The following is a 20,550-nucleotide window of genomic DNA, read 5'->3' on the forward strand; positions in this document are numbered from 1 at the left end:
ACCATGGCTTTCCCCCGAGGCCCCGGTCGCGTATAGCCGTCCGCAATCATGACCACCGCGACGCCCCTGCTTCCCCCGCCGAATGGCGCGACTTCCTGGCGCTGACCAAGCCGCGGGTGATGACGCTCGTCGTGTTCACCGGGCTGTGCGGCATGCTCGCCGCCCCCGTCGGCATCCATCCCGTGATCGGTTTCACCGCGATCCTGTGCATCGCGCTCGGCGCAGGCGCGGCGGGCGCGCTCAACCAATGGTATGAATCCGATATCGACGCGGTGATGCGCCGGACGCAGAAGCGCCCGCTTCCTGCGGGCCGGATGGATCGTCAGGCCGCGCTGCATTTTGGCGTCGGGCTCGCAAGCTTCTCGGTCCTGCTGATGGGGCTCGCGGTCAACATCGCCGCGGCTGCGATCCTGACCGTCTCGATCCTCTTCTACGTGCTCGTCTACACCGTCTGGCTCAAGCGCCGCACGCCGCAGAACATCGTGATCGGTGGTGCGGCGGGCGCGTTCCCGCCGCTGATCGGCTGGGCCGCCGCGACGGGCGACGTGGCACTCCTCCCGCTGCTGCTGTTCGGGCTCGTCTTCCTGTGGACGCCGCCGCATTTCTGGGCGCTCGCGCTGTTCGTGAAGACCGATTACGCCAATGCCGGCGTGCCAATGCTCCCCGTCGTCGCGGGCGAGCGCGTCACCCGGACGCAGATCGGCCTCTACACCATCCCGATGGCGGCCGCCGCGGTGCTTCCCTGGCCGCTTGGTCTGGTCGGCAACTTCTACGGCGTCGTCGCGACCGTCCTGACGGGCATCTTCGCCTGGCTCGTGGTCGTCGTCGCGACGCGCACGACCGGCCCCGACGACGCGATGAAGCCCGAGCGGCGGCTGTTCAAATATTCGATCCTGTATCTCTTTGCGATGTTCGGCGCGCTCGTCGTCGATAGGTGGCTGGCATGAACGACGACAAGACCCGCGAAGACCTGATCCGCCGCCGCCAGAATGGCCGCGCCAGGGTCATGGCGCTGCTGCTCGGCGCGTTCGTCATCCTCGTCTTCGCCATATCGATCGCCAAGATCCAGGCGGGGATGCCGCACTGATGCGCATCGAACGCACGACGCGGACCGCGCTGCTCGCGGTGCTTGGCATCTGCTTCATGACGGGGCTCGCCTTCGCCAGCGTGCCGCTCTACCGCCTGTTCTGCCAGGTGACGGGGCTCAACGGCACGACGCAGCGCGGTCTCGCCGCGCCCGGCGCGACCGATCGCCAGATCCGCGTCGATTTCGATGCCAATGTCAGTCCTAAGCTCCCGTGGAAATTCGCGCCCGAAAACCCGTCGGACACGATCGCGGTCGGGGCACGCGACATGGCGTTCTTCACCGCGACCAACACGTCGAACCGCCCGGTCACCGGCACCGCGACGTTCAACGTCACGCCCGCGCAGGCCGGCAAATATTTCACCAAGATCCAGTGTTTCTGCTTTACCGAGCAGACGCTGAAACCCGGCGAGACCGCGCGGATGCCGGTGATCTTCTTCGTCGATCCGAAGATCCTGAAGGATCCCGACGCGGCAGATATCCAGACGATCACGCTCAGCTACACGTTTTACCCGGTGGATTCCGCGAAAGACGCAAGCTAGGACAGCCGTTAAAGAGAATAGGGGAGTTACATGGCCGGCGCCAAGAACCACGATTATCACATTCTTCCCCCCAGCGTCTGGCCGCTGGTCGGATCGATGTCCGCGCTCGTGATGGCGGTCGGCGGCATCATGTGGATGCATGGCGGCCATGTCGACAAGCCCAATGGCGGCGGCTGGATCTTCTTCATCGGCCTCGCAGGCCTGCTCTTCACCTTCTACAGCTGGTGGGCGCAGGTCATCGCCGAGGCACGCGCGGGCGACCACACCCCCGTCGTCCAGCTTCATTTCCGCTACGGCATGATCCTGTTCATCGCCTCCGAGGTCATGTTCTTCGTCGGCTGGTTCTGGGCGTTCTTCGACTTCTCGCTGTTCCCGACCGCGATGACGATCGTCGATGGCCAGGTCGAACGTGCGGTCGAGGGTGCGGCCGCGGTCGCGGCGCAATGGCCGCCAAAGGGCCTGACGGTCATCAACCCGTTCGAGCTCCCGCTGCTCAACACGCTGATCCTGCTGACCTCGGGCACCACCGTCACCTGGGCGCACCATGCGCTGATCCACAACCAGCGCGGCGGCGAGAAGACCGGGCTGTGGGGCATGATCGGCGTCGGCAACCGCGACGGCGTGCTCAAGGGGCTGTGGCTGACCGTCATCCTCGGCGCGCTGTTCAGCGCGATCCAGGCCTATGAGTATGTCCACGCACCGTTCCCGTTCAAGGGGATCAACTTCGGCGCGGCGTTCTTCATGGCGACCGGGTTCCACGGCTTCCACGTGCTCATCGGCACGATCTTCCTGATCGTCTGCCTCGTGCGCGCCTATAAGGGCGACTTCACCCCGCGCCAGCATTTCGGCTTCGAGGCCGCCGCCTGGTACTGGCATTTCGTCGACGTCGTCTGGCTGTTCCTGTTCGTCACCGTCTATGTCTGGGGCGGCTGGGGCGCCCTCGTCCACGGCGGTTGAGCACCGCCCGTTCCACTAGCCTCCCCCCGGCGAAGGCCGGGGTGGTGACACCTGGCGAGACACGCGCCCTCCCACCCTGTTCTCCCGCGCAGGCGGGAGCCCAGTCTGGATCCCCGCCCTCGCGGGGATCCACGGACGGACACGCTGACCGCATGACCGAAGACCCCTACCCCCTCGCCGCGGCCCCGCCCGTCGCGGAGGTCGCGCTCAAGGGCCTCTGCCCGCGCTGCGGCAAGCCCACGCTCTTCGCCAGATGGGCCGAATTCGCCGAGCGCTGTCCGAATTGCGGTCTCGATTTCAGCAAGTTCAACGTCGGTGACGGCCCTGCCGCGTTCCTGACGCTGATCCTCGGCGCGATCGTCGTCGCGCTCGCGATCACGCTCGAGCTGACGCTGCATCCGCCGCTCTGGCTGCACATGCTGATCTGGATCCCGTTCACCGCCGGGGGCGTCATCCTGTCGCTCCGCGCCGCCAAGGGTGCGCTCATGTCCGCCGAATATCGCAACGCCGCGCGCGAGGGCCGCAGCCAGCCGTGACGACGACCCGGCGTTTCCCCATCCTCCCGACGCTGCTCGTCACGCTCGCGGTCGCGGCGATGATCGCGCTCGGCCTGTGGCAGCTGCTCGACCGCCTCCCGAAGAAGGAGGCGTTCCTAGCCCAGCTCGCCGCCAACCCCGCGCGCCCGCCGATGGCGTTCCCGCGCTTTCCCGACGAGACACTGCTGTTCCGCCGCGCCTCGGGCGTCTGCCTGCAGCCGACCGCGATCCGTCTCGCCGGCGCGGGCAAGGCGGGTTTTCGCGTCATCGCCGACTGCCGCACCGGCGCCGAGGGCCCCGGGATGATCGTCCAGCTCGGCACGACGCGCGACCCGAAGCTTAAAGTCCAATGGCCCGGCGGCCCGGTCTCGGGCTATATCACCCACGCCCCCGACGGCCGCTCGCTGATCGGTTCGCTGTTCGACCCGACCCCGGCGCGGCTGATGCTCGTTGCCGACACGCCGCCCGCCGGTCTCGCCCCCAACGGCAAGCCCGACCTCGACGCGGTTCCGAACAACCATCTCGCCTATGCCGGCCAGTGGTTCTTCTTCGCTGCCATCGCCGCCATCATTTATGTCCTGGCACTGGGCAGACGCGGCAAACTTGTGTCGAAAGCTGCGTCCCGCTAACCGGCTTGGCCATGCGTTACATCAGCACCCGCGGCTCGGCCCCCGTCCTCGATTTCGAAGCGGCGACGCTCGCCGGTCTCGCATCCGATGGCGGGCTCTACCTCCCCGAGACATGGCCGACGATGACCCGCGACGAGATCGCCGCGCTCGCGGGCCTCTCCTATGTCGACACCGCGGTCGCGGTCATGGCGCCGTTCGTCGGCGACGCGATGACGCGCGACGAGCTGACGGCGCTCTGCGAGCAGGCCTATGGCCGCTTCTCGCACGCCGCCGTCGTCCCGCTGGTCCAGCTCGACCACGACCAGTGGCTGCTCGAACTCTTCCACGGCCCGACGCTCGCGTTCAAGGACGTCGCGCTCCAGCTGCTCGGCCTCTTCTTCGAGCGCTTCCTTGCAGGCACCACCAAGCGCCTCACGATCGTCGGCGCGACCAGCGGCGACACCGGCTCGGCGGCGATCGACGCGGTCGCGGGGCGCGAGGGCATCGACATCTTCATGCTCCACCCTGCCGGCCGCATCTCGGAGGTGCAGCGCCGCCAGATGACGACGGTGCTCAGCCCCAACGTCTACAACATCGCGATCGAAGGCAGCTTCGACGACGCGCAGGCGCTCGTGAAGGCGATGTTCAACGACCCCGCCTTCTCGGACCGGTTCGCGCTGTCCGCGGTGAACTCGATCAACTGGGCGCGGCTGATGGCGCAGGTCGTGTACTTCTTCTACGCCGCGGTCCGCCTCGGCGCGCCCGACCGCGAGGTCGCGTTCGCGGTCCCGACCGGCAATTTCGGCGACGTCTTCGCGGGCTATGTCGCCGCCCGCATGGGGCTTCCCGTCGCGCGGCTGATCGTCGCGACCAACGTCAACGACATCCTCCACCGCGCGCTCAGCAGCGGCGACTATTCGAAGAGCGGCGTCGAACAGACCCCGACCCCGTCGATGGACATCCAGGTCAGCTCGAACTTCGAACGCCTGTTGTTCGACCTCGGCGGCCGCGACGGCGCTGCGCTCGCCACACAGATGGCAGGCTTCGAATCCTCGGGCGCGATGCGCCTGACCAACGCGCAGTCGCAGGGCGCCGCGGCGCTGTTCCAGAGCGACCGTGTCGATCTCGACGACATGACGCTCGCGATGCGCTGGGCGCACGAGCATGCCGGGCAGGTGATCGACCCGCACACCGCGATCGGCCTCGCCGCCGCGCTGCGCACCGAGGTTCCGCCCGGCACCCCGATCGTCACGCTCGCGACCGCGCATGCCGCCAAGTTCGGCGACGCGGTCGAGCGCGCGACCGGCGTCCGCCCCTCGCTGCCGGCACGCGTCGGAGACCTGTTCCAGCGCGAGGAACGCTACGTCACGCTCCCTGCGACCTTCGACGCGATCACCGCCTACATCGCCGACCGTGCAAAGCCGTCGGCATGAAGACGCTCGACACGCTCATCGGCGAGCCCTGGGCGGATTACGGCCTGATCGATTCGGGCCACGGCAAAAAGCTCGAACGCTATGGCCGCTTCCGCTTCATCCGCCCCGAACCACAGGCGATGTGGGCGCCCGCCTCGACCGACTGGAAGGCACAAGGCGAATTCGTCCCCGGCTCGGACGAGGATGGCGGCGGCCGCTGGGAGTTCTCGGAGCCCGTGCCCCGCGAGGGCTGGACGCTCAAGTGGAACGAGGTGTCCTACACCGCGCAGACCACCCCCTTCCGCCATCTCGGCTTCTTCCCCGACATGGCACCGGTGTGGAGCTGGATGCGCGAGCGCGTCGCGGGGCTCGACAGCCCCGAATGCATGAACCTGTTCGGCTATACCGGCGTCGGCACGCTCGCGATGGCGACCAAGGGCGTCCGCATGGTCCATGTCGATGCGTCGAAGAAGTCGGTCGAGGCGGCCAAGGCCAATGCGCGGCTGTCGGGCATGGCCGACGCGCCGATCCGCTGGATGACCGACGACGCCGCGAAGTTCGTCGCGCGCGAGGTGCGGCGCGGCCGCCGCTATGACGGCATCCTGCTCGACCCCCAAAATATGGCCGCGGTCCCGAGGGCGAAATCTGGCGGCTCGAGGAGGACTTGCCCCGCCTCATCGCCGACTGCCGCAAGCTGCTCGACGAGAATTCGCGCTTCCTGTTCCTGACCGTCTACGCGGTCCGCATGTCTGCGCTCGCAATCGGCGAACTGCTCAACCAGGTCTTCGCCGACCTGCCCGGCAAGGTCGAGGCGGGCGAACTCGGCGTCCGTGAGGAAACCCGCGGTCTCACCCTCCCCACCGCCATCTGGGCCCGCTGGTCCCGCGACTGACGCGGGACCAGCCCCAAACCGTTCGTGCTGAGCGAAGTCGAAGCACACCCCGCCCCAAACCCCACGATCCGTTCGTGCTGAGCGAAGTCGAAGCACCTGCGACAACCCCAACCTACTCCATCCCGGCCCGCATCGCCGCCCCCGCCACGAACGGCGCCCCCGCGACGAGCACCAGGCTCACCGCGCCAAGCAGCTTGAACGCCCCCGCCCCGCCGACCGGATCGAGCGCGCCTGCGCCAAAGATCAGCAACGGCACCGCAAGCGGCAGCATCACCAGCCCCGCCACCGCGCTCCCGCTCCGCAACCCCGCGACCAGCGCGCCGGTCGTCACCGCTAGCGCCGCGAGCCCCGGCGTCCCGATCGCGAGCCCGATCTCGACCCGCGCCAGCGTCGCCCCCGACAGATCGAGCAACCCCGCCGCGATCACCGCCGCGAGCATCAACGGCGGCGCGAACGCGATCCAGTGCGCAACGATCTTCGCCGCCGCGACCAGCGCCAGCGACACCCCGCGCACGCGCAGCTGGTCGAGCACCCCGCTTTCCAGGTCGGGCGCAACCAGCCGCTCGACCGGCAACAGCGCCGCGAGCAACGCCGCCGCCCAGATGACGCCGCCCCCGACGCGCGCGAGCACGACCGCGTCGGGCCCGATCGCGAACGGAAACAGGATCGTCACGAGCAGGAAGAACGCGACGACCAGCGTCGCGCCACCCCCCGCATAGCCCCGCTGCACGTCGCGCAAGGTCAGCGCGAGCATCACGCCGCCCCCTCCCCCGACAGGCTGATGATCCGCGCATCGGGCATGGCAAGCGGTAGATGCGTCGCCGCGAGCACGATCCCGCCCGCGCCACGATGCCGCGCGATCAGCGCCTCGAGCTGCCCGAGCGACGCCGCATCGAGCCCGTTGCCCGGCTCGTCGAGCAGCCAGATCGGCGCGCCCGACGCGACCACGCGCGCCATCGCCACGCGCCGCCGCTGCCCAGTCGACAGCATCCGCACCGGCACGCCCGCGAGCGCCGCCAGCCCGACATCGTCGAGCGCACGCGTCACCGCCGCCGCATCCGCGCCGTCGAGCTTTGCCCAGAACCGCAACGCCTCGCATACCGTGCGCTCCGCATCGAGCGCCGCCGCCCCGACGAGCAGCGCGATGCGCCCGGTCACCGCGACTTCCCCCTCGGCGGGCGACAACAGCCCCGCGGCGATCCGGATGAGACTCGATTTGCCGACGCCGTTCGGCCCCGCGACGACCGCCGCCTCGCCCGCCGCCAGTGCGAACGACACCCCCTCGAACAGCCGCCGCGCGCCGCGATCGCAGGCGACACCGCGAAACGCCAGGCTCACGCCGCGGCGTCTTCCAGCGCATGCATGTCGTCGTCGCTCAGCCCGAAATGATGCCCGATCTCGTGGATCATGACATGCGCGACCAGATCGTCGAGCCGCACCCCCGTCTCGATCCATTCCTCGAGGATCGCGCGGCGATACAGGACGATACGGTCGGGCATCGCGCCTGTATCCATCGACGATTTCTCGCCAAGCGGACGCCCGTGATACAGCCCCGACAGGTCGAGCGGATGCTCGATGCCGAGCGCGGCCAGCGTCTCCTCGTCGGCGAATTCCTCGATGGCGAAGACGATGTCGCCCAGATGCACGCGAAATTCGGCAGGCAGCCGCGCGATCGTCGCGCGCCCGATCGCCTCGATCGCAGCCGCATCGGGCGCGAGCCCCTGCGTCCTGGGCGCGAGCCCCTGCGTCCTGGGCGCGAGCCCCTGCATATCATCATGGATTGTCGCTTGCTCGCTCATGGCTCCAGCCATACGCGTTGGCGATCCATAGCTGCAAGGGTACGCGAATGATCGAGGCACTGAACGAGACCGAGCGGGCCGAGGCGCTCGATGGGCTCGACGAGTGGGATTATGACGATGCGCGCGACGCGATCACGCGGACGATCGTGTTCGCCGATTTCGTCGAGGCGTTCGGCTTCATGACCCAGGTCGCGCTGATCGCCGAGCGCGCCAACCATCACCCCGAATGGAAGAACGTCTGGAACCGCGTCGAAATCCTGCTGACGACGCACGACGCAGGCGGCCTGTCCCCGCGCGACATCGAAATGGCCGAAGCGATCGACGCGATCGTCGGCGACGCCTGACGGCCCCACCGTCATCCTGACACCCCTCCCGTCATCCTGGCGAAAGCCAGGACCCAGAGCCCCAGGCGGCAACGTCCGTGACCCTGGGTCCCGGGTCAAGCCCGGGATGACGGACAGGGCGCAACGCCCCCACCCCCGTCATCCTGACGAAAGTCAGGATCCAGAGCCCCAAGCGACAACGTCCGTAACCCTGGATCCTGACTTTCGTCAGGATGACGCAACGCCCCCTACCGCGCACGCCCCCGTCGCATCTGCTTGCGCAGCGCGCCGGGCATCCAGCGGGCGGCGAACGCCATCCGCCGTGCGGTCTTGCCGACATAGGTGTGAACCGTGTCGCCGTGCACCGCCGCCCAAGCGGCTTCGGCGACCGTGTCGACCCCGGTCAGCTCGAGCCCCGCCCCCGTCACCGTCTCGCGGATCGACCGGTTGGTCCCCGCCGTGCCCGCGTTGAGCAGTGGCGTGTCGATGAAACTCGGCACGAGGTCGCGCACCTTGATCCCGTCCGCCGCCCATTCGCCGTCGAGCGCCTCGGTGATCGCGCGCACGCCGAACTTGGTCGCCGAATAGGGCGCGAGCCCCGACGAGCCATAGATCGCCGACGCCGACGCGGTGTTGAGCAGGCACGATCCCGGCGTCCGCTTCAGATACGCATGACCGATCTTCGCGCCGTTGAGCACGCCGACCAGATTGACCCCGATCACCCGGTCGATCTCCGCGAAATCGGTCAGCACGAGCGGCCCGCCGGTGCCGATCCCGGCATTGTTGAACAGCACGTCGAGCCGCCCGCCCGTCGTCGCGGTGAACGCCTCCAGCGCCTCGCTCCACGCGTCGCGGTCGCGCACGTCCATGACATAGGTCGACGCGCCCCCGGGCAACGCCGCCGCGGTCTCGGCCAGCCCCGCGACGTTGACGTCGGCGAGCCCGACGCGCCAGCCCTTGCGCGCGAACAGCAAGGCGGTCGCGCGCCCTATCCCCGACCCGCCACCGGTAATGAATATGCTTTGCTGGCTCATGGCCGATCCTCTCCGTTTGATTTTGCGGTATGTTTCCCGCATCCTGCGCTCAGATGCCAGATCATTCTCCAGCGCTCGCTTTCGAATGCGTCACCAAGCGGTTCGGCGCGACCACCGCCGTCGATGCGGTCTCGCTGGACATCGCCGGGGGCAGCTTCGTCGCGCTCGTCGGCACGTCGGGATCGGGCAAGTCGACGCTGCTGAAGACGATCAACCGCCTGATCGAGCCGAGCGACGGCCGCGTCACGATCGACGGCACCGACGTCGCGGCCGGGCCCGCGTCCGACCTGCGCCGCCGGATCGGCTATGTCTTCCAGAATATCGGGCTGTTCCCGCACATGACGATCGCCGAGAACATCTCGATCGGGCTGCGCATCGCGGGTCGCGCACAGGAGGCACGCATCGACGACCTGCTCGACCTCGTCGACCTGCCGCGCGCCATCGCCGGACGGCTCCCCGACGCGCTCTCGGGCGGTCAGCGACAGCGCGTCGGGATCGCGCGCGCGCTCGCGCCGGGGGCAAGGCTGCTGCTGCTCGACGAGGCGTTCGGCGCGCTCGACCCGGTGACGCGCGACGCGCTCGGCACGCGGATCCGCGATCTCCACGACCGGCTGGGCCTCACCACGATCCTCGTCACGCACGACATGGCGGAGGCGCTGCTGCTCGCCGACCGCGTCCTCGTCATGAAGGCGGGCCGGATCGTCGCCGACGCGACGCCCGCCGATCTCGTCGCGGGCAAGGGCGGCGACGACGCGCAGGCGCTCGTCCAGGTCCCGCGCGCGCAGGCCGAACGCCTCCAGGCACTCGTCGCATGAGCGCGTTCCTCGACGCGCTCACCCGCGTACCGCCGCTGCTCGCCAGTCACGTGCTGCTGTCCGCGGCCGCGCTGCTGCTGGGGATCGCGATCAGCCTGCCGCTCGGCGTGTGGGCGGCGCGCAACGCCGCGGTCGCGCGCGTGGCGCTGGGCTTTGCCAGCCTCGTCCAGACGATCCCCAGCCTCGCGCTGCTCGCGCTCTTCTACCCGCTGCTGCTCAGCCTGTCCGCGCTGGTCGGCGGCGGCATCCCCGCTTTGGGCTTCCTGCCCTCGCTGATCGCGCTGACGCTCTATGCGCTGCTGCCGATCCTGCGCAACGCGGTCGCGGGACTGCAGGGGATCGACCCCGCGATCGTGCAGGCGGCCGACGCGGTCGGCATGACGCGCGCGCAGAAGCTCCGCCTCGTCGAGGCGCCGCTTGCCGCGCCCGTGGTGATCGCCGGCATCCGCACCGCCGCGGTCTGGACGATCGGCGCGGCGACGCTGTCGACCACCGTCGGCCAGCCGAGTCTGGGCGACATGATCTTCGCCGGGCTCCAGACGCAGAACTGGGCGCTCGTTCTCGCCGGCTGCCTGTCCGCCGCCGCGCTCGCCTTGTGCGTCGACGCGCTGATCGGCGGGATCGAATTCGGGATCCGCACGCGCCGCCGCTGGCTCTGGATCGCGAGCGCCATCCTGCTCGTCGCGGGGGCCGCGGCCGCCACCGCCCCGCTCTGGCCGCGCGGCGGCGGCGGTGACCGGACCGTCGTCGTCGGCGCGAAGAACTTCGCCGAGCAATATATCCTCGCGCGCCTGATCGGCGACCGGCTCGAGCGCGCGGGCTACACCGTGCAATACCGCGACGGGCTCGGCTCGGCGGTCGTCTTCGGCGCGCTCGCGGGGGACGATATCGACGTCTATGTCGATTATGCAGGCACGATCTGGTCGAACGAGATGAAACGCCGCGACGTGCCCGATCGCGGCGCGATGGTCAGCGCGATCGGCGACTGGGCACGCCGCACGCACGGCGTCGGCCTCGTCGGCGCGCTCGGCTTCGAGAACGCCTATGCGTTCGCGATGAAACGCGACCCCGCGCGCGACCAGCGGATCGCCAGCCTCGACGACCTCGTCCGCGCCGCGCCGCGGCTCGCGCTCGGCAGCGATCTCGAATTTCTCGAACGGCCCGAATGGGCGGCGGTCAAGCGCGCCTATCCGCTGCGCTTCGCCCGGACGACGCCGTACAGCCCGACCTTCATGTACCGCGCGCTGCAGAGCGGGAACGTCGACGTGATCTCGGCCTTCTCGTCCGACGGCCGGATCGCCGCCGACCGGCTGACCGTCCTCACCGATCCGCGCCGTGCGATCCCGGGCTATGACGCGATCCTGATGGTCGCCCCGGCGCGTGCCCGCGACGCCGCCTTCCTCGCCGCGCTCAAGCCGCTCGTCGGCCGCGTCCCCGTCGAGGCGATGCGCACCGCCAATTATCAGGTCGACCGCGACACCGACAAACAGACACCCGAGGCCGCCGCCCGCTGGCTCGCGGCGAAAATCGGTCTGTAACCAGAAAGGTGACCTGCCCCCTCCTCCCGTCATCCTGACGAAAGTCAGGATCCAGAGCCAGGCAGGACAAAGCTCCGTCATCTGAAATCCCGACTTTCGTCAGGACGACGTCACGGACGACGGCCTCAGAAGAACAGCTTGCGCACGCTCAACCGCACCGTCCGCCCGAGCGGATCGAGATACCCCGGCTGATAGGTGTTCGGCACCACCCCCGTCGCGTCGGTCACCTCCTGACGCGTGTTGAACAGGTTCGCGACCGCCAGGCTGACGCGCATCCCGCGCAGCCACGGCCGCGCCTTCACCCATTCGAGCCGCTGCCCCAGATCGACGAACAGCCGTGCATCCGCGGTCGCGAGCCCGCCGAAATTGAGCGTCTCGGGCGCCGCCGCGGTCCCGCCATCGACCGTCGTCCCCGTCGCATAGCGTCCCGACAGCCGCACGCCGATGCCGTTGTTGCTATACCCCGCCTGCGCCTCGAACTCATGCCGCGCCTGCCCGCCAGTATTGCCGATCGCATCGCCGTTGAGCAGGTCGAGCCGCGGCCCGCCCTCCTGCACCAGCACGCGGTCGGTGAAGTGCCAGGTATGGTAGAGCGCGAACTGGACGCGCCCGCCTGCCTGTCCGCCGCGACCCCCGCCGCCGCGACCGAAGCCCCCGCCCCCGCGGCCGCCGCCACCACCGGGACCGCCACCGCCAGGACCGCCGCCCTCACGCGACGCATTCGCACCGCGCGCGCCGGGGGCATCGCCGCCCTCGCCGCGACGCCGCCCACCCGGCGGCTGCATCCCCTCGAACGGATTGGGGCCGGTCCCCGCGCGAAACGCCTCGAGCTCGCGCTGGACCTTCGACTTCAGCGGCGCGGAAAAATTGATCCCCCAGCGCAGTTCGGACCGCTCGCTGCGCGCGAAGTTGATCGGCCGCCGGTCGATCCGGAGCAACGCGCCCGATCCATCGCGCGTGAACCGGTCGGGGAACGCCGCCTCGATCGCCGCGGTCGCGGTCGGAAACGCCGCGATCGGATCGTCGGTGCGGCTGTCGACATAGTTCGCGGTCAGCGTCACGTCGCGCTCGCTCCACGGCTTGAGCGTCAGCCCGAGCTTCTTCACGCGGTTATTGTCCGCGATCAGCCCCGGATTGCCGCCGCTGATCGTCGTGACCGTCGCGGTCGTCCCCTGCACATAGTCGAATACGCGCACGTTGGGCGTCGTGATCGACGGGTTGCCGAGCTGTTGCGCGCTCGGCGCCTGGTCGGTGTCGGTCACCGATGCGATCACGCGCAGCGCGGGGATCGGCGACCAGTTCGCGCCATAGCCGAGCGTCGTCAGGGTCCCGAAGTCCGACAGGTGATCCTTCGCCAGGTTGAGATTGGCCGACAGCGTGCCAAGGAACGGCAGCACGTCCTTCGACCGGCTCGCGATCGGCAGATCGAGATTGACCTGCCCGTTGACCGTATCGCGCGACACCTCGCCGCGCTGCGTCAAGCCCGCGCGATACGAGCGGCTCTCGAACCCGGCGGTCTCCGCGCCCAGCTTGATCGTCGTCGAGACCGCGCCTGCGGGCAGCGCGAACAGGCTGCCATTGACCACCGCGTCGACCCCGCCGCTGTTCTGCGAGGCATAGGCGCGGTTGCCCGCCGCCGCGCCGATGTCGCCCGGCGTCAGCGGTCCGAACGGCTGCGCGCCCGGATCGCCCGCCGCGAGCCGCGCGTTGAACGCGGTCGCATCGACGCCGGTGTCGGTGAAGGTCTGCGTGTCGCTGCGATCGTAATTCCCCGTCAGCGTCCAGCGCCACGTGCCGACGTCGCCGTTCAGCGTGGTCCCCAGATGCGCCGCGATCGACGACACGCGCTGCGCGAGCGGCAGGAACCCGTCATCGTCGAGCGCGCGGTTGACGCTGCTCCCGTCCGCCAGCGTCAGCGCGGCGATCGGCAAGCCGTTCAGGCTGCGCGTGTCGGTCGATTCGACGCGTCCGTTGATCGTCGCGCCGACATTGCCGAAGATGTTGCGCGCATAGACGCTGTTCGCGGTAAAGGTGTTGCTCGACCCCAGCAGCGTCCGGAACGGCGTCGGGTCGACGACCGCCCCGCCCGCACCGACCGCCGCGCCCCCGCCGACCGCCCCGCTCGTGCCCCCGCTGTTCCCCGTGACGGGGACGATATCGCGCTCCGCCTCGGTCAGCGCCGAGGTCGAGCTGTATTCGGCGTGCAGGTTCACGCGCCGGTCGCGCGCGATCGTCAGCAGGTCGAGCTTGGCCTCCGGCGTGCTGCTGCCCCTCGGTCGGCATCCGGCCGATCGCCTCCGCGGTCACCGCACGGAAGCGGCGGCGCAGCACGAAGTTCACCACCTTCTGATCCGCGCGATAGCCGTATTTCAGCGCGACCTCCTCAGGCAGGATCTCGACGCGCTGGATCGCCTCGGTCGGGATGTCGCGGATCTCGGAAAAGCTCGAGATGCGCCGCCCGTTGAGCAGCACCACCGGCGCCCCCCGCTGCCGCGCCCGCTCGTCGTCTGCGGGCTGAGCTCAGTCAGCAGGTCGGAGATCGAGCTGACGCCGTACGACCGGATCTCCGCCTGCCCCAGCGTCTGGTCGGGCGGGATGTCGCCGACCACCGACCCCGGCAGCTTGCGCGATCCGGTGATGACGATCTCGTCCGCCTCGCCCGCCTCTTCGGCCTCCCCCGCCTCGGCGCCCGTCTGCGCCGCAGCCCCAGTCGCAGCCGGTGCGGGCACCGGCGCCTGTTGTGCCGCCGCGATCGAGGGCAGGCTCGCCACCAGCATCAGACCGAATTTACGCATATACTGGCACCCCGTTCGTCGAGCGCCCCGGCTAGCGGCCAATTGTCGCAGGATTATGCCCGACGCGCGGCACGCGCCCTCACGGCGCGACCGACGGCACGACGGACACCGGCGGCGCCGCGATCAGCTCCATCTTCGTCGTCGTCGTGCCGAGGTCGATCCCCGCCTCGCGGAACTGGCGCAACAGCGTGAACAGCAGGTCGCTGCGCACCGGATAGGTGTCGCGCGGGCTCGCGACATAGGCAAAGCAGTTGAGCTTGACGCGGCCCGCATCGATCGAGATCGATGAACACCTTGACCTCGGGATCGTCGAGCACCTCGGGCTTTTCCGCAAACGCCGCGAACAGCATCGTCCGCACCGCGTCGATGTCGCTTTCGAGCGGGACGGAGAATTGCAGCTGGATCCGGCCGATCGGCGCGGCGAGCGTCATGTTCTGGATCGTCTTGGTGATCAGCTCCGAATTGGGGACGATTAGCGTCGACCGGTCCGCGACCTGGATCTCGGTCGAGCGCACGTTGATCCGCTTCACATCGCCCTCCTGGTTGCCAATCCGCACCCAGTCACCGATCTTGACCGGCCGCTCGGCGAGCAGGATCAGACCCGAAACGAAGTTCTGCGTGATCGCCTGCAACCCGAAGCCGATCCCGACCGACAGCGCGCCGAGCACGACCGCGAGCTTCTCCATCCCGATGCCCAGCGCAGCGAGCGCCCACAGCACCGCGGCGATGATCCCCGCATAACGCGCGACCATCGTCACCGAATTCTGCGCGCCCGCATCCATCGCGGTCGTCGGCAGATAGCTGTTGACCAGCCAGTGCTGCAGCCCGCGCATGATCGCCAGCGCGACGAACAGCACCGCGAACGACCGCAGCACCGCCCCCGGCGAAATCGTCACCTCGCCGATCGTGACGCCGCCCGCGACCGTCCCGAACAGCTCGAAGACCGAGGTCACGCCCGCGCCGAACGGCGCCATCACCGCGCCGATCGCCAGCATGATCAGCACCAGCCGCAGCGCCGCCGACACCAGCACGCCGATCTGGTCGACCGTCCGGTTGCCGACGCCGAAGCCGCTGTTCGCGGTCCGCCCGATCCGGTTGGTACTCGACAGCGCCGCGCGCGACGCGTCGTCGGTGAACGTCATCAACAAATACAGCGTCGCGCCGACGATCGCGCCCCACAGCATCCACTGGCCGATCTTCAGCCCAAAATTGACATAACCGATCAGCGTCGCGACCAGCGCGACGACGACCGCGATCCACACCAGCAGCGCGACGATCGCGAGCACGCTGTTGCGCGCGGGCTTTTCGGGGTCGGGCAACGCCGCCGCGCGCAGCCGGCCGAGCGCCATCAGCACGCTCGCGATCAGCCCGAGGTGCAGCACCGCGATCAGCGCGTTCGCCGCGGTCGACGCCGCCGCGCTCGCGCCGATCAGCACGTTGCCCGCGATCAGCAGCTGCCCGGCAAAGATCAGCGCCGCCGCCGCCCAGGTATAGGGCCTGAGGCGCTGCGCGGCGGTATCGCCGATCGGCAGCAGCCGCCACGTCGGCTGCGCGCGCAGCAACAGTGCGCCGCCGAGCGACGACAGGAATGCGGTGAAGAACGACAGCCCGACGAAGCTCGACGCCAGCGTGTTCCACGGCGTCGACAACAGCGCCGACCAGCGCAGCGACGTCACCAACGCGAGCGCCGCGAACCCCGGCAACAGCGTCCCGATCACCACCAGCCACAGCGCATAGGCCGACCGCCTTATCCGCCCGCCCGGCGCATGGTTGGTCGCATAGCCGCGCCCCATCCGGTGCAGCGCGCCGCGTACCGGCCAGAGCAGCACCAGCGCGGCGAGCAGCCCGGCGAGCGCGATCGTCGCGGCGCGGCTGTCGAACCGCTGGACGAACTGCCGCGCCCCCGGCGGCGAACCGGTTGAGCCTGGCGGTGTCGCGCGGCAGGTGATCGACGATCGCGGTCCACAGCGTCGGCGACAGCGGCGACGGCGATTTCTCGGAGAGCTGCTGGCCGAGTTCCTCCGCCTCCGCCGCACCGATATCGTCGATCTGCTGCTTGGCCTCGACCCCGATCAGCCGTGCGCGCTTGATCGCCGAATCGAGCGCCGACTGGCTCTGCGCGAGCAGGCGGCGCTGCTGGCGGATCTCGGGTGCCTCGACCACCCCGGGCGTCGTCGCGCCGAGCTCGGTCACGCGCGCCTGGACCAGCGCCATCTCGGGCGTCAGCACGCGGACCGCGTCGGCGGCGGTCGCCTGCACCGCCTGCGCGCGCACGCGCAGCGCCTGCCGCGCCGCGTCGTCGCGCGCATCCACCGCCGCATCGTCGATCGCCTGGAGTTCCGCCGACGCGCGCGTCAGCCCCGCCGCGACGGTCGCGACCTTGGGCTCGTCCTGCGCCGTCGCAGGCAGCGCGGACACGAGAAGCAGCACCGCGGCAAGATAACGAAAAACGCTCATCCGTCCGGCTCTACAGCCTCGCGGTCAAAAACGGGAGGGGCAGCCGCGATGGCGCCCCGCCCTTACCCACCGCGCCCCTGTTCTCCCGCGAAGGCGGGAGCCCAGTCTGGGTCCCCGCCTCCGCGGGGACACAAGCCGCGTCTCCCCCTATTCCAGCTCGAGGATCACCTGATCCACCGCGAGGCTGTCGCCCGTCTTGGCCGCCACCGCCTTCACCACGCCCGTCTTCTCCGCGCGCAGGATATTCTCCATCTTCATCGCCTCGACCACCGCGAGCGCCTGCCCCGCCTCGACCCTGTCCCCCGCCGCGACGTCGAGCCGCACGAGCAGACCCGGCATCGGGCAGATCAGGAATTTCGACAGATCGGGCGCGACCTTCTCGATCATGTGCGCGGCATAGGGCGCGACCCGCGCGGGCAGCACGCGCGCGACATGGCTCGCGCCGCGCGTCGTCAGCTTGAACCCCGCGCGCGCCCTGGCGATGCGGATCGTGAGATGCTCGTCGCCCTCGACCACCACCATCCGGTCGCCCGGGGTGTATTCGAGCGACATATCGAGCTCCTCGCCATCGACCGCGATCCCGTCGGTCGACACCGAGACCGCATGGTCGACCGTGTCGATCGTCACCACCCAGTCGGCGGGCGGACGAAGCCGCTTGCCGAGCTGCCCGTCGACCCGCCGCGCGCGATCGGCCTCCGCGGTGGCGGCGAACGCGGCGACGGCGGCAAGCGTCCTGAGCAGGTCGGCATCCGCGGGCGCGCCGTGGAAGCCGTCGGGATATTCCTCGGCGATGAACCCGGTCGTCAGCGCCCCCGACTGGAAGCGCGGATGCTGCATGATCGCCGACAGGAAATCGATGTTGTTGCCCGGCCCCTCGAGCTCGAACGCGTCGAGCGCCGCGATCTGCGCCGCGACCGCCCCCTCGCGCGTCGGCGCCCAGGTGATCAGCTTGGCGATCATCGGGTCATAGAACATGCTGACCTCGCCCCCCTCGCGCACGCCGTCGTCGACGCGCACGCGGGGTTCGGCGGAGGCATCCAGACGGTCCGTCACCCCAGCGAACGCTGGGGTCTCCCCGTTCGAGCCGCGCGTGTCCCCACCGGAAGACCCCAGCGTTCGCTGGCGTGACGTCGAAGTCATGGGGGACGTCTCGGGCGGATTATACCGCACCAGCCGCCCGATGCTCGGCAGGAACCCGCGATACGGGTCCTCCGCATAGACCCGGTTCTCGATCGACCAGCCGTTGAGCTTCACGTCGTCCTGCGCGAACCCGAGCGGCTCGCCCGCCGCGACGCGGATCATCAGCTCTACCAGATCAAGCCCGGTGATCTCCTCGGTCACCGGATGCTCGACCTGCAACCGCGTGTTCATCTCGAGGAAGTAGAATCCCTCGCCGCTCGTATCCGCGCCCGACACGATCAGCTCGACCGTCCCGGCCGAATAATAGCCGACAGCCCGCGCCAGCGCGACCGCCTGCTCGCCCATCGCCTTGCGCATCTTGGGCGTCACGAACGGCGACGGGGCCTCCTCGACGACCTTCTGGTGCCGCCGCTGGATCGAGCATTCACGCTCGTTGAGATAGACGATGTTGCCATGCTGGTCGCCGATCAGCTGGATCTCGATATGCCGCGGGCTCTCGATGAACTTCTCGATGAACACGCGGTCGTCGCCGAACGACGCCAGCCCCTCGCGCTTGGTCGCCTCGAACCCCTCGCGGACGTCCTGCTCGCCATAAGCCAGCCGCATGCCCTTGCCGCCGCCGCCCGCCGACGCCTTCATCATCACTGGATAGCCGATGTCGCCCGCGATCCGCACCGCCTCGTCGGTGTCCGCGATCTCGCCCAGATAGCCCGGCACGACGTTGACGCCCGCCGCCTTGGCGAGCTTCTTCGATTCGATCTTGTCGCCCATCGCCGCGATCGCAGCGGGCGGCGGCCCGACGAACGCGATCCCCGCCTCGGCGCACGCCCGCGCAAAGCTCTCGCGCTCGGACAGGAAGCCATAGCCCGGATGGATACAGTCCGCGCCCGTCTCCTTGGCCGCCAGCAGGATCAGCTCGGCCTTGAGATAGCTCTCCGCCGCGGGCGCGGGCCCCAGCCTTACGCTCTCGTCCGCCATCAGCACGTGCGGGCTGCGCACATCGGCGTCGGAATAGACCGCGACGGTCTTGATCCCCATCGCCTTGGCGGTGCGCATCACCCGGCATGCGATCTCGCCGCGATTGGCGACCAGGATTTTCTTGAACATCTCTCGCCCTAAACTGTGCCGTCTCCCCGGCTTGGCGCCGGGTGCGGACGTGTATTTACTGGTACCAGATCATCGATTTGAGCTGCGCGGTCCGTGCCTTGGTCAGGTCGGTGCGACAGCCGGCGACCGTCATCCCCTGCGCCGATCCGCCGGCATATTGCCCGCCCTCGATCACGCACTGCGTGTCGCGGAACTTGAGCCACGCGCGCTGGCTCTCGAGCAACGCCGCGGCATAGCCGAACCCGCCGCCGCGCGACCCGTCCTGCCCGTCGCGTTGCTTCATATAGGCATAGGTCCGCTTCCACTGCGCGGTCATCGCCGCGTCCGCCTGCGCATAGCTGCCGCCCGCGGACCGGGTCATCTGCGCCTGCGACTGCATCGGCGCGGCGGCCATCAAAAGTGCGATCAGCAGCATGTCTTGGCCTCGCGCATCGGTTCGGCACCCGTCATCGGCGTCATCCCCAGCTTCGCCAGCAACGCCGCATCCGCGCTGTCGCCCGCATTGCCCGTCGTCAGCAGCGTGTCGCCGGTGAAGATCGAATTCGCCCCCGCCATGAAGCACAAGGCCTGCGTCGCCTCGGACATGCTCTCGCGTCCCGCCGACAGCCGCACCATGCTCAGCGGCATCGTGATCCGCGCCACCGCGACGGTCCGCACGAATTCGATGTCGTCGATCTTGGCGAGCGGCGTGTCGGCGAGCATGTTGCCGAGCACCGTCCCCTTGACCGGCACCAGCGCGTTCACCGGCACGCTCTCGGGATGCCGCGGCAGCGTGGCGAGCGCATGGACGAAGCCGACGCGGTCGCCGCGCGTCTCGCCCATCCCGACGATCCCGCCGCAGCACACCGAAATCCCCGCATCGCGCACGTTGGCCAGCGTCTCCAGCCGGTCCTCGAAGGTCCGCGTGGTGATGACGTTGCCGTAATTCTCCGGCGAGGTGTCGATATTGTGGTTGTAGTAATCGAGCCCCGCATCGGCGAGCTGCCGCGCCTGCTCCGCATCGAGCATCCCGAGCGTCATGCACGTCTCCAGCCCCATCGCGCGCACGCCCTCGACCATCGCCACGACCTTCGGCATGTCGCGCGCCTTCGGGTTGCGCCACGCCGCGCCCATGCAGAACCGCTGCGAACCCGCCGCCTTGGCATGCGCCGCGTCGGCGAGCACGGCATCGACGTCCATCAGCTTTTCCGCCTTCAGCTGCGTATCCGCGCTCGCCGACTGCGAACAATAGCCGCAATCCTCGGGGCAGCCGCCGGTCTTGATCGACAGGAGCGTGCAAAGCTGCACCTCGCTCACCGCATGATGCGCGCGGTGCACGGTCTGCGCCCGGTACATGAGTTCGTCGAACGGCAGGTCGAACAACGCCGCGATCTCCGCCCGCGTCCAGTCCATACGCACCGTGCCCCCCTCCCCTTCAGGGGAGGGGCTGGGGGTGGGGCCGGTCCGCATATCCGACGCAGCGTTCGCGGCGGAACCCCACCCCAACCCGTCCCCTGAAGCGGAGGGGCTCG

Annotated in this window: 22 protein-coding genes and 1 pseudogene; 12 read left to right on the top strand and 11 right to left on the bottom strand. The window is 69.3% G+C overall.

From position 1 onward, the window contains the following. Positions 1-32: 32 nt before the first annotated feature. The 8 genes and pseudogenes from QP165_RS09355 to QP165_RS09390 all read left to right on the top strand — a co-directional run bounded on the left by QP165_RS09355 (position 33) and on the right by QP165_RS09390 (position 6,031). The gene (locus QP165_RS09355; protein WP_333996988.1) at positions 33-947 is read left to right on the top strand and encodes a heme o synthase; all 915 of its coding nucleotides are present in this window, start codon (positions 33-35) and stop codon (positions 945-947) included. After that, positions 944-1,087: a hypothetical protein gene (locus QP165_RS09360; RefSeq protein ID WP_200916166.1), complete on the top strand. Its 144-nt coding sequence runs from the start codon at positions 944-946 to the stop codon at positions 1,085-1,087. The genes QP165_RS09355 and QP165_RS09360 overlap by 4 nt, the downstream gene beginning before the upstream one ends. Further along, positions 1,087-1,626: a cytochrome c oxidase assembly protein gene (locus QP165_RS09365; RefSeq protein WP_056017555.1), complete on the top strand. Its 540-nt coding sequence runs from the start codon at positions 1,087-1,089 to the stop codon at positions 1,624-1,626. Before QP165_RS09360 ends, QP165_RS09365 begins: the two co-directional genes overlap by 1 nt. 30 nt (positions 1,627-1,656) lie before the next feature. Beyond that, on the top strand, positions 1,657-2,583 hold the full coding sequence (locus QP165_RS09370; protein ID WP_333995360.1) for a cytochrome c oxidase subunit 3: 927 nt from the start codon (positions 1,657-1,659) through the stop codon (positions 2,581-2,583). 152 nt (positions 2,584-2,735) lie between these two features. After that, on the top strand, positions 2,736-3,119 hold the full coding sequence (locus QP165_RS09375; protein ID WP_333995361.1) for a DUF983 domain-containing protein: 384 nt from the start codon (positions 2,736-2,738) through the stop codon (positions 3,117-3,119). Next, positions 3,116-3,748, top strand: coding sequence for an SURF1 family cytochrome oxidase biogenesis protein (locus QP165_RS09380; RefSeq protein ID WP_333995363.1), 633 nt, complete (start codon positions 3,116-3,118; stop codon positions 3,746-3,748). Before QP165_RS09375 ends, QP165_RS09380 begins: the two co-directional genes overlap by 4 nt. A gap of 11 nt (positions 3,749-3,759) precedes the next feature. Next, positions 3,760-5,160 carry a threonine synthase gene (gene thrC / locus QP165_RS09385; RefSeq protein WP_333995365.1) on the top strand — a complete coding sequence of 467 codons (1,401 nt, stop codon included), beginning with the start codon at positions 3,760-3,762 and terminating at the stop codon, positions 5,158-5,160. Continuing rightward, a pseudogene (locus QP165_RS09390) lies at positions 5,157-6,031 on the top strand (class I SAM-dependent methyltransferase). Before thrC ends, QP165_RS09390 begins: the two are co-directional and overlap by 4 nt. A 112-nt stretch (positions 6,032-6,143) precedes the next feature. Here the strand turns inward: QP165_RS09390 and QP165_RS09395 are convergent. The 3 genes from QP165_RS09395 to QP165_RS09405 are packed head-to-tail and all read right to left on the bottom strand — an operon-like array spanning position 6,144 to position 7,800. After that, positions 6,144-6,785, bottom strand: coding sequence for a heme exporter protein CcmB (locus QP165_RS09395; protein WP_333995367.1), 642 nt, complete (start codon positions 6,783-6,785; stop codon positions 6,144-6,146). Further along, positions 6,785-7,369, bottom strand: a complete 585-nt coding sequence (gene ccmA / locus QP165_RS09400; protein ID WP_333995368.1) for a heme ABC exporter ATP-binding protein CcmA — start codon at positions 7,367-7,369, stop codon at positions 6,785-6,787. Before ccmA ends, QP165_RS09395 begins: the two co-directional genes overlap by 1 nt. Next, on the bottom strand, positions 7,366-7,800 hold the full coding sequence (locus QP165_RS09405; protein ID WP_333996989.1) for a metallopeptidase family protein: 435 nt from the start codon (positions 7,798-7,800) through the stop codon (positions 7,366-7,368). Before QP165_RS09405 ends, ccmA begins: the two co-directional genes overlap by 4 nt. A gap of 77 nt (positions 7,801-7,877) precedes the next feature. On the opposite strand from QP165_RS09405, the gene QP165_RS09410 reads away from it, so the two are divergent. Further along, positions 7,878-8,174: a 4a-hydroxytetrahydrobiopterin dehydratase gene (locus tag QP165_RS09410; protein WP_056019031.1), complete on the top strand. Its 297-nt coding sequence runs from the start codon at positions 7,878-7,880 to the stop codon at positions 8,172-8,174. A gap of 227 nt (positions 8,175-8,401) precedes the next feature. Here QP165_RS09410 and QP165_RS09415 read toward each other — a convergent pair whose 3' ends face one another. Continuing rightward, positions 8,402-9,187, bottom strand: coding sequence for an SDR family oxidoreductase (locus tag QP165_RS09415; protein ID WP_333995370.1), 786 nt, complete (start codon positions 9,185-9,187; stop codon positions 8,402-8,404). Positions 9,188-9,240: 53 nt separating this feature from the next. Here QP165_RS09415 and QP165_RS09420 point away from each other — a divergent pair, with 53 nt between their 5' ends. After that, complete coding sequence (locus QP165_RS09420) at positions 9,241-10,002, top strand: ATP-binding cassette domain-containing protein (protein WP_333995372.1); 762 nt, start codon at positions 9,241-9,243, stop codon at positions 10,000-10,002. Continuing rightward, a complete protein-coding gene (locus tag QP165_RS09425) occupies positions 9,999-11,540 on the top strand; it encodes an ABC transporter permease/substrate-binding protein (protein WP_333995374.1) in 1,542 nt (513 codons plus the stop codon). The genes QP165_RS09420 and QP165_RS09425 overlap by 4 nt, the downstream gene beginning before the upstream one ends. Before the next feature lie 125 nt (positions 11,541-11,665). On the opposite strand, the gene QP165_RS09430 is transcribed toward QP165_RS09425, so the two are convergent. The 4 genes from QP165_RS09430 to QP165_RS09440 all read right to left on the bottom strand — a co-directional run bounded on the left by QP165_RS09430 (position 11,666) and on the right by QP165_RS09440 (position 16,498). Then, on the bottom strand, positions 11,666-13,753 hold the full coding sequence (locus QP165_RS09430) for a TonB-dependent receptor (RefSeq protein WP_333995376.1): 2,088 nt from the start codon (positions 13,751-13,753) through the stop codon (positions 11,666-11,668). A gap of 156 nt (positions 13,754-13,909) precedes the next feature. After that, entirely contained in the window at positions 13,910-14,335 is a 426-nt protein-coding gene (locus QP165_RS09435; protein ID WP_333995378.1) for a hypothetical protein, read from the bottom strand. A gap of 53 nt (positions 14,336-14,388) precedes the next feature. Continuing rightward, positions 14,389-15,003, bottom strand: a complete 615-nt coding sequence (locus QP165_RS20015; RefSeq protein WP_443019362.1) for a mechanosensitive ion channel family protein — start codon at positions 15,001-15,003, stop codon at positions 14,389-14,391. Continuing rightward, positions 14,897-16,498, bottom strand: coding sequence for a DUF3772 domain-containing protein (locus QP165_RS09440; RefSeq protein WP_443019363.1), 1,602 nt, complete (start codon positions 16,496-16,498; stop codon positions 14,897-14,899). Before QP165_RS09440 ends, QP165_RS20015 begins: the two co-directional genes overlap by 107 nt. Between QP165_RS09440 and QP165_RS09445 the strand changes: the two genes are divergently transcribed. Beyond that, positions 16,392-16,778 carry a hypothetical protein gene (locus tag QP165_RS09445; protein WP_333995381.1) on the top strand — a complete coding sequence of 129 codons (387 nt, stop codon included), beginning with the start codon at positions 16,392-16,394 and terminating at the stop codon, positions 16,776-16,778. The genes QP165_RS09440 and QP165_RS09445 overlap by 107 nt on opposite strands. A 161-nt stretch (positions 16,779-16,939) precedes the next feature. Here QP165_RS09445 and QP165_RS09450 read toward each other — a convergent pair whose 3' ends face one another. The 3 genes from QP165_RS09450 to bioB are packed head-to-tail and all read right to left on the bottom strand — an operon-like array spanning position 16,940 to position 20,488. Next, positions 16,940-19,039, bottom strand: coding sequence for an acetyl/propionyl/methylcrotonyl-CoA carboxylase subunit alpha (locus QP165_RS09450; RefSeq protein ID WP_333995383.1), 2,100 nt, complete (start codon positions 19,037-19,039; stop codon positions 16,940-16,942). A gap of 55 nt (positions 19,040-19,094) precedes the next feature. Beyond that, positions 19,095-19,454 carry a lysozyme inhibitor LprI family protein gene (locus QP165_RS09455; RefSeq protein WP_333995384.1) on the bottom strand — a complete coding sequence of 120 codons (360 nt, stop codon included), beginning with the start codon at positions 19,452-19,454 and terminating at the stop codon, positions 19,095-19,097. Beyond that, complete coding sequence (bioB, locus tag QP165_RS09460) at positions 19,445-20,488, bottom strand: biotin synthase BioB (protein ID WP_333996990.1); 1,044 nt, start codon at positions 20,486-20,488, stop codon at positions 19,445-19,447. The genes QP165_RS09455 and bioB overlap by 10 nt, the downstream gene beginning before the upstream one ends. Positions 20,489-20,550 lie beyond the last annotated feature (62 nt).

Source organism: Sphingomonas sp. 22R3R2A-7 (assembly GCF_036856055.1).
Taxonomy (GTDB): domain Bacteria; phylum Pseudomonadota; class Alphaproteobacteria; order Sphingomonadales; family Sphingomonadaceae; genus Sphingomonas.